The organism is Shewanella sp. DC2-4, from assembly GCF_013248875.1.
GTDB lineage: Bacteria > Pseudomonadota > Gammaproteobacteria > Enterobacterales > Shewanellaceae > Shewanella > Shewanella oncorhynchi.
In genome coordinates this window covers 1,151,215-1,165,814 of the sequence record NZ_JABRVR010000002.1, presented here as the reverse complement: position 1 = coordinate 1,165,814, position 14,600 = coordinate 1,151,215, and the positions used below count along the sequence as shown (strand labels likewise).

Sequence of the window (14,600 nt, the reverse complement as noted above, 5' to 3'; positions counted from 1 at the left end):
TCACAATGGTTGTAAGAATTTGATTAGTTCTTCATTCTGAACTAATAGACTTTTATCATAATAATCTTGTGAGTTTAGATAGTCAGTTTCACTTAAAAGACGCAAACCGTTTTACTTGAACCCGATTGTATCTCTCTCAACTCTTTAACGGTTAACGGCACTAGCCATTTTGTGGTGAATATGCGTGGTTTTGTACTGCTTGTGCTTCATTCATGTTCGCGCCAGCTCATGCTCCTCTGCGCAACAATCGCTTTGAAAACACATATTCGCTATCTTCATTAACTAAATACTGGAGTAATTTGACACTTCAAATTACAAACTGAAACGCTTTGTCGGGCATATTGCTGTCACAAATCATTCACACCAACTATTCAGTACTAAGCTTTTACCACTCACAATTAACCACTAAAAAATTTAGAGCTGGCCTAAACGCTCACGTTGATATGTGCCGTCTTGAACATGTTGGCACCATTCTTGGTTTGCTAGATACCATTCAACGGTTTTACGTAAGCCTGTTTCGAATGTTTCAAGAGGCTCCCAGTTAAGCTCGCGGCTGATCTTTGATGCATCTATAGCATACCGACGGTCATGACCTGGTCTATCGGCAACATAAGTTATTTGATGAACGTATGATGTTTCTTTAGGCACAAGGTCATCTAAAATACAGCAAATAGTCTGTACTACTTCGAGATTCTGTTTTTCATTATGACCACCAATATTGTAGGTTTCGCCAATTTGCCCCTCAGTGATTACTTTATAGAGTGCACGGGCATGGTCTTCAACATATAACCAATCACGTATTTGATCGCCTTTGCCGTAAATAGGTAATGGCTTGCCCTCGAGTGCATTAAGGATAACCAGCGGAATTAGCTTTTCAGGAAAATGATACGGGCCATAATTGTTTGAGCAGTTAGTCACTATGGTTGGTAAGCCATAGGTACGCAGCCATGCACGCACTAAATGATCGCTTGAGGCTTTAGATGCCGAATACGGGCTGCTTGGCGCATAAGGTGTTGTCTCGGTGAACAACGGCAATGTTGAGTGTTGAGTGTTGGGTGTTGAGTTGTCGTTACATTCACTATTCACCATTGAGCATTCTACACTGATTTCGTCAGGGTGTGGTAAATCGCCATACACTTCATCGGTTGAAATATGATGAAAACGAAATGCGCTTTTACGCTCAGCATCAAGTTGCATCCAATAGTGACGGGCCGCTTGAAGTAGCGTATAAGTACCCACAATATTGGTTTGAATGAAATTTGAAGGACCGGTTATAGAACGATCAACATGGGATTCTGCAGCTAAATGCATCACTGCATCCGGCTGATGCAAGGCGAATACTCTGTCTAGTTCAGCCCTGTCACAGATATCTACTTGTTCAAAAGTATATCTTTGACAGTTTTCAACACACTTAAGAGATTCAAGATTGCCTGCATAAGTTAATTTATCAACATTAACTACTGATTCTTTAGTATTAGTCAAAATATAACGAATAACTGCTGAACCAATAAACCCAGCACCACCTGTAACAAGTAATTTCATAAAACCACCATCGTCTTTTTAAAAAATGAACATAACTAAAATCGCTAATAGTAGTTAATTGTAGCGTTACAATGAATAAAAATTCGCCGTAAAAAATACTGCCATAGGTTCCAAAAGCATGAATATATTAAAAATTACATATTCGCAAAAAACCAACTAAAATGAGAAAAACTCATCTATCACAAGAAAAATCATCAGTTAACAATGCACTAAAAAATTGAATTAAAATAGAAATTTAAACTTATTTCTGATAATACGCAACGGATACTTAACGCACTCTACTAATCTAGCAAGATAGAAAAATCGTAAAGAAATTTTTTTTTCACCATACAAAGACTTCAAAACCTCAATATAGGAATCATGCATTTTACTTAATGAACCTGTAAGCCCACCAGAACCAATAGGATGTTTAAACCCTCCAGCAAGCTTATTATGAATAATAGCAACAGAATCAGGTGTGTAATTTTCTATCCAGCATTTATAATCGTCCACTCTTCTAAAAGAACAATCAAAGGGCTTGAAACTATCACGTCTAACCATGACTGTGGGCGTGAAAAAAGGATTAGTGTAAATAAATTGAACTCGATTTACCAAACTATAACTAAAGGGCACTTCTTTGAAAGAAGATTTATTTAAATCAAATATATAACCATGCCCAGTCATAAATAGTGAGTTTTCCTCCATAAACTCAAACTGATACTTTAATTTATTCTTATACCATTTGTCGTCAGAATCTAAGAATGCCAAATATTTACACTGTGCATTTGTTATAGCAATATTCCTTGCATAAGAAGCCCCCCTATTAAAATCAAGAGTAACTAATTTAATAGGTATTGCCGTTGATAAACACCTATTAATCTTTTCTATCAAATTATTGAGTAAAAATGCATTATTCTCATTACTACAGTCGTCTACGATTATGATCTCGCTTGGCAAAAGTGTTTGTTCAAAAACAGAAGTTAATGCGACATCAATAGTTTTACCAGCGTTGTAAAATGGTATGATTACGGATACTGAACATATAGTATTACTTTTCAAGCTCCCCCCTGACAACTTTAAATTTCAACAAGAAAGAAAATAATGAAATAAATAAAAAACCGTCCATAAAAGTACTCCTCTGAACTCCCATAAGTAAAATTGACATCATAGTGAACCCAACAAAGACTGAAACATTATTTTTATCTAACAACATTACCAAGGAGTAGGAAAATAAAATAATATTAACCAACAAAATAGCAACACCACCGACTGCACCAGAGAAAATAACTAATCGAAATAAGCCAACAGAAACACTATTTCCAAATGCATGATACAAGTTTGAAGGTGAGAAACCAACACCAAAGATACTAGATGTTAAGCTTTCAAGAACATATGAAATTTCTAGAATACGAACTCCAAAGGATGAATGTTGCCCATCATATTTGCCAACACCTAGCTTATAAGATAAGAAATCAGAAACGTCTGGAGAAAAGTACCAAATTAATACAAAGAATAACACCACAACAAAAGAAAATGGAAAAAAAAGCAATGGCTTCCTTAAGAGACAAAAAAAAGCAACTACGAATAAGATAGAAAACATAGCGCCAATAGATAGTGTACAAAAAAGCATTAAAATAGCACTAAATAATTTAATTCTACTATAATCCATTAGTTTATACCAATATATTATTGGTATAAGTAAAAAAGCAAAAGTTCCGGGCTCCTCAAAAATAGACTGGAAGCGATAGAATGTCACATTTCCAAAACTAATTTTAGAGTCAGACATGACAATATTAAAAAATGTAGTAAAATAAACTCGACTATCACTAGAGACAAGCTCGACCATCTCTGTAATGTTAAAAACACTCAATATATAAGATATAAATGAAAATAAAGAAATATAGTACATCAGAGTACTATACCACTTATAAAACAAGTATGAAACATCACTACTTTGTAAACTTATTAATACTAAAACAGAAAAGTAGGATACATATCGAAAAGTAAGAGGTAACATTTCTTCATTAACTTGTGTTATTGATGAAAAAATTGAAAAAAGAAGCCAAATAAAAATTAAAATTAATACATGAATCGTAACAAACCGAGACCTTACATTGTAAAGACTAAAGTTAAAACGATAGAAAATGCCCATAAAACCCAAAAACACCAACATCTTTAATAAAGGATATGCTAATGCGTATACATTAGAACCTGAAAAAAGAAGAGAAAGAACAAATATAAAAAAAACAAAATTATCAGTTTTATTAAAACTTAAATTATTTACAGCACTATGACAAGTCATAATTTTAACTTAAAATTGATTTGAGAAAACGAATAAAACCAACCACCTTTACATCAGGAGTTATATAACGAAGATACTTAAAGCTTTTAATTAATGAACGCTTTAGTAGCGTGTTAAACAAAAAGAAAGACAACTGTTCTTGCTCGAATAAATTTAGTTCCGCTTTAATAGAAAGTCGCAATATAAGATCATGTTCAATTTTATTAAAATTATTTTTAATGAATTTTTTAGAAATTAATCTTGCGTCTCCAAGATTTTTTTTTGCATTAGTTTTTGAAAGTGAAGAACTAAAATCTCTATATAAAAAAAGATATTTATCCACATTAGTAATTCTCGCCCCGTTATTATAGCATTGCACCCATAAATAATAGTCTTCAGCTGACCGATACTTATTATCGCTATAATGTAAATTGTTAGCAGTCAGAAATGACTTTCTAATCAATACAGAACCATGTGCAAAGGGAGTCGAGCGAGTAAGAATGATAGATTGAAAACCAGGATCAATTGAAACAACTCTAGACTTACTTAACTGGCCAGACTCTGTAATGAAGTGGAAATGGCAGCCACATAAATCATAGCCTTTCTCGAGTAAATTAACTTGCTCAAAAATCCTATTGTCAATCGAGATATCATCCGAATCCATTCTTGCAATATATTCCCCCCTAGCAAGTGCAATCCCTTTATTCAACGTTTTTATTAGACCGATATTATCCTGTGATACTAATAAAACACGTTCGTCTAATTCTTGATATTTCCTAGCAATTGATAAAGACGCATCAGTAGAACCGTCATTGATAATAATAAGCTCAAAATCGGTGAATGTTTGGTTAAGAATTGACTCTATAGCATCAACTAAAAAACGTTCACCATTATAAACCGGCATGATAACACTTACAATAGGACTAGCCATAGGATCCTCTATATATAATTTAATAAAAAAATAATTAAATTACTTATCACTTTGATTCAAATAGAAATAAAAATTTTATATTCCATGGTTTAGATCATGTGTATGCCTCTAGAGAAGCATTTTTTAGTATCTAAAACGTGCAAACTACACTTCCGCATTAAACTGATGAGCTCGGATCCTTATAATTAACATCCTTCATTAACTTTAAAACCTGTAATTGATTCAATTGAAGATATTGTATAAAAAACAGAATATCCTAGCCCAGAATTATAAGTGCAAACAAAATTTCCATCGCAGTTTTTAACTGCATAAAAATTAAATCATCAACATGCAAACTTTTCTATATAGGTAACTATTTCCACACATTAATCACATTAATCACATTAATCACATTAATCACATTAATCACATTAATCACATTACCAATCATAATTCTAAAAACAAAATAAGCAATTGCACCTTGACCTTTGTCTATGAATGAAACAGAGCAATATAGATTTGCAATCTCTAAAAATTATTGGTTAAAAACCGTATGGATACTTACAAATAGAAAATAAAATTGCATTTCAATATTTACAAATCAGCATGAACATTTAGGTATTGATGCATTATTAACATGAGCATATTGGATAAGCACTATATAAATAAAGTATCATATGACAGAAAATACTATTTAAAATAGTATATACCTCCATTAATTGCACAATCAAATTAAACCTGTAAGATTATTTTCAATATCGTTTTAGGATTTTAATTTTAAAATACTGGCATTAAGTCAGGCATCAGACAATATACAACTGATAGATTCACAGCACATCACTTAATATATTTCATCCTTAAAAAACCGTTAAATATGAAAAAAAATATCAATAGTTACAAATGGATTTTAACCTAAAATAAAAATATTTACAGATTAATTCAGGGAGCAAAAATCATTAACCAAATTTCGACCAATAAAATCTACCAAAAATTTGAATTAACAATTCTCTAAATTAGAAATTTAATCGTTATCTAGATACGAACCCATTGTTTAGGTATGATATCTACTGAATCAAGCGTTGTTTTAAACCACTGTTTAGGAGCAATGATACACTTATCAGGATTTGTATTCAACCAAGCCCCCCACCAACTAAACGTACTATTAGATATTATTTGGTGTTTACATTTTGACATAAGGTGCATATCTACTTCAGGCCTTTTAGAATCACCCTCAATAAATACCGTTGAAAAATCAAACTTCAAATTCTCTTTACACCATTGAATGTCGTCTGAAAAAATAAATAGCTTAGCATTATCAGAAACTATATTATTACTTCTTAAATAGTTTAAAGATTTATAAAAATAAGAATTATCACATATACCATGTATGGAATTAGATTCCTCATTAGATATATAATCACCACGTCGAATATGAATGGCTACACTTTCATTATTGTCAATTAATTTTTCATTTTCTGACTCATAAGTATTTAGAGCATTTCTAAGGGTGAATTCTTTTATCAACGAATCTCTTATATCATAAAAAATATTTTTCAGACTGAAAATAACCTAATAAATACACCTTATTATCACATTTATTTATACTAGGATCATATTTTAAATCAACCTCTTTAAAAAACATTAAAAAATATTATAAACGAAGTTCCTGAAAAATTTGTTTATATAAGAAAAAAAGTATAAGCCTCAAAAAAAACTTATTTTTTGTGTCGAAATGGCATATGCAGTTTAATTTATCTAAACCAAAACCATGCAGTTCGTAAGAATTAAATGCACTTACATCTGCTGACACATCGGTATTAAGTTTAGTAGCCAATGATTTAGCCGCTGCATATTGAAACATTTGATTACCTAAACCTCCGATAATTCTTACCTTAACCATGAAACTTCCTCTCTACAAAATAGAATACGACTAGACCACATAAAAAAAGTAAACCACCCATAAATAAAAATAAAAAATAATAAAAATCTACCACAGTTGTTATGGTCATAAAATGAAAGTAAAAAACACATGGTGCAACAGTAAACACGCTCAACAATAATGAATTAAACCTAATTGAAAAAGTCATAATTTTTTTTCATATTTATAAACATTACAATAAATGTAGCTAACGCACCAATAACTAATGACAATGGAATAAAATCGTAGCTAAGAGACAATGTTGAAGAATAATACACTAAAGAGTTTGTAAACAAAGCACCAATAACATATGAATACATATAGCCCTTCATCTTTAATTCAGAATGTGAAACTACAGAAATCGAATTACACATCATCCTAAAAAACTCAATCCAGACACCATAAATACAATATATAGATGCATTTTTATATTCTAATGAGACTAACACCGGGAATATGTATTCAATTGAAAAAGTCAAAAAAATCGCTAATGCAAAATATATAGGAATTGTAATATTTAGATAAGAATTAACAGATTTACAACGAGTTTCAACATTAGCACCTTGCAGATTTCGATAAAAGATTGGCTGTAAATACTGAGTTAAAATTGATTCGACAACACTAGATAACTGTGTAGATACAATTAAACCAATGCCAATTAAGCCGAGGTAATGTGCTCCCTTATAATTTTCAATACTTATTCTGTAACCAGAATTCTGTGCCCACATAAAAATAGTGGCAATACTAACTGGCAAAGCAAATCTTATAATTTCAGCAAGTTTAATCTTACAAAAAAATTTATTTCCCATAATGTTATTTATAGATTTACGTTGAACCACTAATATTCTTTTTAGATATATAAGGCCAATGAATAATATTAGTGTATTGCCAAAAACAATACCTATTAACCATGACACTGCTGTTTTTTCTGAATAATTTAGAATAACAACACTACTAATCAATGAGATCAAACTAGTGAAAAAAGTAAGAACGGTAAAGCTCACTCTATAATTAAGCATATTTAATAGTGGAATAACCGTTTGGTTTGCACTAACAACTAAAACAAATAAACTAATTAAAGAAACAAAAACTGGTAAAGCAAAACCATCAACAACCCCAGAATCATATATAAAATAAGCACCAAAAGTCGCACCAATACTAATAAATAACATATAACAGAAATAAATATATAATTTATTTAACAGCACACCATCATTTTCCCATTGATGAGTATATCGATTAAAATATTGACCAATGGGGCTGATAAGAAAAAACACAAAAAAAGTATAAATAGTTGTAAATAAATATACCTGGCCCATATTATCAGGCGTTAATAAAGATGTGGAAAGTTTTAAAGTTACAAAAGTCAATAAAACTTGACTAATTTTACCTAAAATAACAACTAAAAAGTCTTTACTATTTTTGGTCATTTAAAATGTGTTCCACAAGCGTATTTGCAAATGTTTCCGCTCTGTAAGGGTCTGCTAAACTAGAGAAAATAAAGTTTTCAATATTATTCTGAATTGCTAGATAATCACTTTCAGGCATATTTTTGATGTGATTATAAAGCTCTTCGTGGGAGCTAAATTTTCTGCGATCGATAAAACAATCAGAAGGTATGTGATCCGTAATATTTGGCGCCCCCCAATATATGGGCACGCAACCGGCAAAAAAACAATCAAATATTTTTTCTGTTATATAGCCTGAAATTCCCTGAGCATTTTCATAACATATAGCAAACTTATAATTAAGCAATGTTTCATATTTACTCTCTACCATGCCTTTATAAGAAGGATATGAGGGAAAGTAAATATTTTTTACTTTCATAAATTTAGTCATAATAAAACGAAGGTATCTATTATTAGATAAATACAAATCCCAACCTGCACCATAAAATTCAAAATCGTCAAAAGCATACTTTTCAAACCACCTGATAGTTTTTACTCGTTCTGAATATAGCTCTAATTCATGACTTATTTTTTTATTACCAGCAATTAACGTACATAATTTTTTTTCATTATATGGTTTCATTCCAGAACGATATGCAGCTTTACTATCAGGGAATTTATGTGAGAAATTTATTTTAAAATACCTTTCATTATCAACCAAGTCATCATTCCAGGTAAACACTTTATCAAATAAATTATGATCTTTAACAACCCAATTCAATGGTCTAATAACTTCTGATTCAAATAAAATCAACCATTTTATTTTATCTTCGATTATTAACCCAACATCTAAATCATACATATCATGGAAAATAATAAACTGTGAACTTTCAAATGTATTTATATCTGAAGTTGAGACGTTAATATCTAAAAGCTCAGAATTTAACTTAAAAAGATAATGGCTATAAGCATAATTATCTCGATTGATTTTTTTATTTAATAAATCGAAAATGATATTATTAAAATACCCATCAATAAAATAACAAACCTTAACCATTATATCGCCTTAACATATTTAAAAATTTACGTTTATAAATATAATAACTATTTATAGATAATAATTTAGTACAATAATTTTTTGTTACACGAAAAGCTTCTTTCGTTTGTTTTAATTCAAGTGAGTTAGTTATATTATCATGTGCAATATTTATAGATGATGGATGTTTTACATGTACAAAATTTCTATATTTATGGAGTATTCGTAAATAAAACTCATAATCCATACTATACTTGTTATCCACATCATACTTATAATTTTTAAAAATATCAGACGCGAAAAAGATATTTTGCAATCCTACTATTGTCCCATATCTCAATAAGTTATTTACTGAGAAACTTACATTAGGACAATTTCTATATTTTGTAGTGTTCGACTTATAATCATATGTATATGAATCAAAGTACAGGCCATCAAACGGTATTAGCTTCCAATATTGGGCTACTAAATGTAAGGCATCAGGGAGAAGAAGATCATCACTCCCAAGATAACCAATAATATCTCCAGATGTATATGACAATCCGATATTTATTGCATCAGATATTCCATCATCAGGATTATTTAGCCAAATAATATTTTTATTTTTTTCAACATATTTAGATATTAAAGTATGTGATGAATCTGTTGATTTACCATCAACAATTACTAACTCTTTATTTAACCATGAAGAATTTATAAATGAAACAATGGCTCTTTCTAAAAACTTATCACCATTGTAGTTTGGCATTATTATAGATATCTTAGGCATGAAGACCTCCTCGCTTTACTATGGCTGTAGAACTTCAGCTAACAATCTAATTTCTTTTTCTATATTATTTTGATGATTTCCGACAAACAACCCATGTGCATCGAGATACTCAGCAGCTTCAAAAGTCCCTGAAATTTCATAGTCAAAGTACTCAAGTACTTCTTTATTTTTAAGAAAATTTCCCGTAACTATTGGTCGACACTCGATACCGTTTTCAGTAAGGATCTTAACTAGATCAGCGCGTTTATAAGGAGCATTTTCTTTTAATATTAATGAAAATCCGAACCAACTACTTTTGCCTGTTTCTTGCTGAATATCAATAAATGGATGATTTGAAAATAATTCTTGAAATAATTTAGCATTTTTACGACGCATATCGATAAAGCTTGGCAATTTTTTAAGTTGTTCGATACCTAATGCACCACTCATTTCTAACGGGCGGACATTATAGCCAGGCAAAACAAATTTAAATGACTCTTCAAAATGGTCATCGCTCTTCTCACCAGTTACTTTGTTAAACTTTGGTAAGTTACGAGTCCAACCATGGGCACGGATACAAAGTAGGATGTGGTAAAGCTCTTCATCATCTGTTACTACGCATCCACCTTCCATGGTTGCTATGTGATGAGAGAAAAATGAGCTATAGGTGCCCATAACGCCAAATGTACCCGCTTGCTTACCTTCTATGGTAGCTCCCATGGATTCACAATTGTCTTCAAGAATAAAAATATGTCGACCAGCAATAATTTCATGCATACGGCTGTAATCGTTAGGATTACCTAACAGATTTACTGATAAAATAGCCCGTGTTTTATCAGTAATAGCAGCTTCTAGCTTTTCTAAATCCATATTTAACGTGCTACGGTCTATATCAACAAATTTTACTTTTAATCCATACTGCTGAAGTGGAAAATAAGTCGTTGACCAAGAAACAGCAGGGACTATAATTTCATCTCCCCTTTTTAATTTCAGCGATGCATTTTTTGTGAAGAACAATGCAGCTATCATTAACAAATTAGCTGTAGAACCTGAGCTGACCATTAACGCATATTTAGAACCAAAAAACTCAGCGAAATCTTTTTCATACTGTGCAACTTCTTTACCCATCGAAAACATATCAGATTCAATGACTCGCTGAATTGCAGAGTATTCCCTATCATCCCAAGTGCTACTCGCTAAGGAATAATTAATCATTACAATATTCTCCTAAATAAAATTCATATGTTTTTTCAATGCCCACTTTTAAGCTCGTTTTATGACTCCAGCCAAATTCAGTGAGCTTTTTATTATCAATAAGTTTCTGCCTCATCCCAACTGGTTTACTCAAATCACGCTTAAATGAGCCTGTATAACCAACAACACTGGCAATAGCTTGATAAAACTCATTGATTGTATGATCTGAACCAAGGCCAATATTTAAATTTTGTGGCATTGATTCAAAATTATCTATAGCATAAAAAATAAAATCGGCAAAATCCTCTGCATACATGAATTCACGCCGTGCTTCACCATCACCCCATATATCGATTTCAGATAATCCAGCTTTCACGGCATTATCTATTTTACGTATTACAGCAGGAATCATGTGAGAGTGATTTGGTTCGAACTTATCAAAGCGGCCATAAAGATTACAAGGGATAATCGTTTTATACTTCCGCTGTTCATTTTCTGCACAGATGTATTCACATAAACGAGTACTAGTTATTTTAGCTAAAGCATAACCTTCATTGGTCGGTTCCAATTCCCCTTTCAAAATCAAATTTTCAGATAACGGATTAATAGCATCTCTAGGGTACATACATGAACTACTTAAATTCAAAAAATTAACCACACCATTATCATTTGATGCAGTTAATATGTTTAAGCCTATTCTCATATTGTCTACTAGAAACTTAACAGGTTGAGCCATATTTGCTTGAATACCGCCAACAATACCAGCTGCATGTATGATCATGTCTGGCTTATTTTCTAATATATACTGATTGACGGCACTTACATCCAGCAGATTAAGTTGCGAACTTCCTGGAGACAAAAATTCATGGCTATGCTTTACAGCCGCTTCAAGAATGTTTTTGCCAACCATACCATTGGCACCGGTTAATAATATTTTCATTTATTACTCTACTGGAACAGATGTGGTATAGCCATGCGCTTTTAGAATTGCATGTTGTTTGGCTTTTTGTAAATCGTTAGCAACCATTTCACTACACATTTCTTCAACAGTTATTTGAGGTACCCAACCAAGCTGTTCTTTTGCTTTTGACGGATCACCTAACAATGTTTCTACTTCAGCAGGTCGGAAATATCGAGGATCGACTTTAACAATGATGTCACCGATTTTTAAAGCGGGAGCATCATTACCTATAATCGATTTTACACAGCCAATCTCATCAAGTCCTTTTCCTGTAAATTCAAGCTCAATACCTACTTCTTTGGCTGATAATTTTACAAATTCACGAACACTAATTTGCTTACCTGTAGCAATAACAAAATCATCAGCTATTTCTTGCTGAAGCATCATCCATTGCATACGTACATAATCTTTAGCGTGACCCCAGTCGCGCAGAGCATCCATATTTCCTAGATATAAACATTTCTCTAAACCTTGAGAAATATTTGCAATTGCACGAGTAATTTTACGTGTAACAAAGGTTTCACCACGACGAGGTGATTCATGGTTAAACAAAATCCCGTTACAGGCATACATACCATAAGACTCACGATAGTTTACCACAATCCAGTAAGCATACATTTTAGCAACGGCATAAGGTGAACGAGGGTGAAATGGTGTGGTTTCTTTCTGTGGTACCTCTTGAACTTCACCAAATAATTCAGAGGTAGAAGCCTGATAGAATTTAGTTTTCTTTTCTAAACCTAAAAAACGAATAGCCTCTAATAATCTAAGAGTCCCCATTGCATCAACATCGGCAGTATATTCAGGACATTCGAATGAAACTGCTACATGTGATTGTGCACCAAGGTTGTATACCTCATCTGGTTGCACATCTTTAATTATACGCGTTAAATTAGAAGAGTCTGTTAAATCTCCGTAATGAAGGAAAAACCGTTGATTCTGTTCATGATTATCTTGGTAAATATGATCAACACGTTCAGTATTTAATGATGATGCACGGCGTTTAATACCATGAACCTCATAACCTTTTTCCAATAATAACTCAGCTAAATATGAACCATCTTGACCTGTGATTCCGGTTATTAACGCAACTTTACTCTTTAACATGGAATTTCCTAATGAATGTTATTTCTCAATAATGACTGCAATAAAATTATTTAACTCAAAAAATTGGTATTTAAACCTAAATGCCTTAATTTATATTTCTATATTTTGGATATTGATAAGTGTTTTTACAACGCACTCACTTGCAATATCGTAGCTCTCAGCTTCGGCATAACAACGTAATTCAGGCGCATTGCCTGATGGACGTATATGGACAATACATCTGTTGCTGAATGTCACTCTTAATCCATCAGTTATATCGATGTTTTCTATTTCAAAATTTTCAAAACCTAACTGCGTAAATAGCCTATTCGGATCGGCTTTACCTTGCACTATTATTGATGCACTCTTGTTAATCGCAAAATTTTGAATACGATCACTGTGCGTAAAACGTTTTGGAATAGCATCAACTAATTTTGAAATACCATCATCACCCGCAGCGACTAATAACATAATTGCTGGAAGAATTGCATCTCGCGTAGGTAAAGCGCTTAACACTTGGCCATTTACTTTAACATCACTGCCTAATAGAAACCCACCATTGGCTTCAAAGCCTGCCACCGAACCAAATTTTTTAGCTAAATTAGCGAATTCAGCAATCACATGGGGTGAGCCAATTTTAGTACGTACTACATGTGTAAAACGTCCTGACGACTCAATAACTGTATTACAACTTACAGGTACTGAAAGCGCCTCAATATTTAAAGCTTCAGCGCTGAGTAAGCCGAGTATATCACCACGTAACCAATGGCCATTTTCATCAGACATGAGTGGCCGGTCACCATCACCATCTGTTGAGAAAACGGCGTCTAAGCTATATTCTTCAGACCACTTGATAGCTTTTGCTTTATCTTCCTCAGATACAGCTTCGGTATCAATGGGTACAAACTGATCACTTCGTTCTAGTGCAATAACTTCAGCGCCTAACTTTTCAAAAATACGATAATAAAGATCACGACCTGCACTTGAATGCTCATAAATACCAATGCGTTTACCTTTTAGCCAAGGTGTATCAAATAATGATGTATAACGGGTAATATATACTTCGGCAGCTCGATTGCTGGCGATTAATTCAGGGAGAACGTAGAGATCAGTAAACTCAACTTGATCTGTAATTATAACCTGCTCATCAGCTTTACTAATTTCACCATCTGGACGATAAAATTTAAGACCATTGCGATCAAAAGGAATATGACTTCCCGTGACCATAATAGCAGGAATAGCATCTTCTTGAGCAATATAAGCTAAAGCTGGTGTTGGAACTACACCGTAATAAACAACGTCGATATTTAACTGTTTTAAAGCCCCTGCACATGACATTGCCATGGCATAACTACTCGGGCGATTATCAATTGCAATTGCAACTTTAGTGAAACTAAAATTGCGTTGCATACCAGCGATAAATGCAATGGAAAATGCCGCACAAACATCTTTTGTAAACTGAGAGACTAAGCCACGAGCGCCACTCGTACCAAAAGTAATTCCACTTTGAGCAATGACTGAAGAACTGATTAAATTAGACTGAACTGACATGCTATC

13 protein-coding genes are annotated in these 14,600 nt (G+C 32.5%); all 13 read right to left on the bottom strand.

Features of this window, described 5'->3' with window-relative positions; genetic code table 11:
- Positions 1 to 414: 414 nt before the first annotated feature.
- Positions 415 to 1,542, bottom strand: a complete 1,128-nt coding sequence (locus HQQ92_RS05900; RefSeq protein WP_173243863.1) for a dTDP-glucose 4,6-dehydratase — start codon at positions 1,540 to 1,542, stop codon at positions 415 to 417.
- Positions 1,543 to 1,764: 222 nt separating this feature from the next.
- Complete coding sequence (locus HQQ92_RS05895) at positions 1,765 to 2,580, bottom strand: glycosyltransferase family 2 protein (protein ID WP_173243860.1); 816 nt, start codon at positions 2,578 to 2,580, stop codon at positions 1,765 to 1,767.
- On the bottom strand, positions 2,570 to 3,823 hold the full coding sequence (locus HQQ92_RS05890) for a hypothetical protein (protein ID WP_173243857.1): 1,254 nt from the start codon (positions 3,821 to 3,823) through the stop codon (positions 2,570 to 2,572). Before HQQ92_RS05890 ends, HQQ92_RS05895 begins: the two co-directional genes overlap by 11 nt.
- Positions 3,824 to 3,827: 4 nt before the next feature.
- Complete coding sequence (locus HQQ92_RS05885; protein ID WP_173243854.1) at positions 3,828 to 4,733, bottom strand: glycosyltransferase; 906 nt, start codon at positions 4,731 to 4,733, stop codon at positions 3,828 to 3,830.
- Positions 4,734 to 5,744: 1,011 nt separating this feature from the next.
- Complete coding sequence (locus tag HQQ92_RS05880) at positions 5,745 to 6,260, bottom strand: alpha-1,2-fucosyltransferase (RefSeq protein WP_309247086.1); 516 nt, start codon at positions 6,258 to 6,260, stop codon at positions 5,745 to 5,747.
- Between the two features lie 103 nt (positions 6,261 to 6,363).
- The gene (locus HQQ92_RS05875; protein WP_173243848.1) at positions 6,364 to 6,612 is read right to left on the bottom strand and encodes a hypothetical protein; all 249 of its coding nucleotides are present in this window, start codon (positions 6,610 to 6,612) and stop codon (positions 6,364 to 6,366) included.
- A gap of 170 nt (positions 6,613 to 6,782) precedes the next feature.
- Positions 6,783 to 8,060 (bottom strand): lipopolysaccharide biosynthesis protein, encoded by a 1,278-nt coding sequence (locus HQQ92_RS05870; protein WP_173243845.1) that lies wholly within the window; start codon positions 8,058 to 8,060, stop codon positions 6,783 to 6,785.
- Entirely contained in the window at positions 8,047 to 9,075 is a 1,029-nt protein-coding gene (locus HQQ92_RS05865; protein ID WP_173243842.1) for a glycosyltransferase family 10 domain-containing protein, read from the bottom strand. Before HQQ92_RS05865 ends, HQQ92_RS05870 begins: the two co-directional genes overlap by 14 nt.
- Positions 9,068 to 9,823 carry a glycosyltransferase gene (locus HQQ92_RS05860; RefSeq protein ID WP_173243839.1) on the bottom strand — a complete coding sequence of 252 codons (756 nt, stop codon included), beginning with the start codon at positions 9,821 to 9,823 and terminating at the stop codon, positions 9,068 to 9,070. Before HQQ92_RS05860 ends, HQQ92_RS05865 begins: the two co-directional genes overlap by 8 nt.
- A gap of 18 nt (positions 9,824 to 9,841) precedes the next feature.
- Positions 9,842 to 11,017 (bottom strand): DegT/DnrJ/EryC1/StrS aminotransferase family protein, encoded by a 1,176-nt coding sequence (locus tag HQQ92_RS05855; RefSeq protein WP_173243836.1) that lies wholly within the window; start codon positions 11,015 to 11,017, stop codon positions 9,842 to 9,844.
- Positions 11,010 to 11,936 carry a GDP-L-fucose synthase gene (locus HQQ92_RS05850; RefSeq protein ID WP_173243833.1) on the bottom strand — a complete coding sequence of 309 codons (927 nt, stop codon included), beginning with the start codon at positions 11,934 to 11,936 and terminating at the stop codon, positions 11,010 to 11,012. The genes HQQ92_RS05855 and HQQ92_RS05850 overlap by 8 nt, the downstream gene beginning before the upstream one ends.
- A 3-nt stretch (positions 11,937 to 11,939) precedes the next feature.
- Positions 11,940 to 13,064, bottom strand: a complete 1,125-nt coding sequence (gene gmd / locus HQQ92_RS05845; protein WP_173243831.1) for a GDP-mannose 4,6-dehydratase — start codon at positions 13,062 to 13,064, stop codon at positions 11,940 to 11,942.
- 90 nt (positions 13,065 to 13,154) lie between these two features.
- Positions 13,155 to 14,594 (bottom strand): phosphomannomutase, encoded by a 1,440-nt coding sequence (locus HQQ92_RS05840; RefSeq protein ID WP_173243828.1) that lies wholly within the window; start codon positions 14,592 to 14,594, stop codon positions 13,155 to 13,157.
- Between the last annotated feature and the right edge of the window lie 6 nt (positions 14,595 to 14,600).

What these genes read in the sequence shown, in the direction of transcription:
- HQQ92_RS05840 (WP_173243828.1), bottom strand. Translation starts at nt 14,594, where the DNA reads ATGTCAGTTCAGTCTAATTTAATCAGTTCTTCAGTCATTGCTCAAAGT.
- HQQ92_RS05855 (WP_173243836.1), bottom strand. Translation starts at nt 11,017, where the DNA reads ATGATTAATTATTCCTTAGCGAGTAGCACTTGGGATGATAGGGAATAC.
- HQQ92_RS05875 (WP_173243848.1), bottom strand. Translation starts at nt 6,612, where the DNA reads ATGGTTAAGGTAAGAATTATCGGAGGTTTAGGTAATCAAATGTTTCAA.
- HQQ92_RS05900 (WP_173243863.1), bottom strand. Translation starts at nt 1,542, where the DNA reads ATGAAATTACTTGTTACAGGTGGTGCTGGGTTTATTGGTTCAGCAGTT.
- HQQ92_RS05885 (WP_173243854.1), bottom strand. Translation starts at nt 4,733, where the DNA reads ATGGCTAGTCCTATTGTAAGTGTTATCATGCCGGTTTATAATGGTGAA.
- gmd (WP_173243831.1), bottom strand. Translation starts at nt 13,064, where the DNA reads ATGTTAAAGAGTAAAGTTGCGTTAATAACCGGAATCACAGGTCAAGAT.
- HQQ92_RS05860 (WP_173243839.1), bottom strand. Translation starts at nt 9,823, where the DNA reads ATGCCTAAGATATCTATAATAATGCCAAACTACAATGGTGATAAGTTT.
- HQQ92_RS05865 (WP_173243842.1), bottom strand. Translation starts at nt 9,075, where the DNA reads ATGGTTAAGGTTTGTTATTTTATTGATGGGTATTTTAATAATATCATT.
- HQQ92_RS05890 (WP_173243857.1), bottom strand. Translation starts at nt 3,823, where the DNA reads ATGACTTGTCATAGTGCTGTAAATAATTTAAGTTTTAATAAAACTGAT.
- HQQ92_RS05850 (WP_173243833.1), bottom strand. Translation starts at nt 11,936, where the DNA reads ATGAAAATATTATTAACCGGTGCCAATGGTATGGTTGGCAAAAACATT.
- HQQ92_RS05870 (WP_173243845.1), bottom strand. Translation starts at nt 8,060, where the DNA reads ATGACCAAAAATAGTAAAGACTTTTTAGTTGTTATTTTAGGTAAAATT.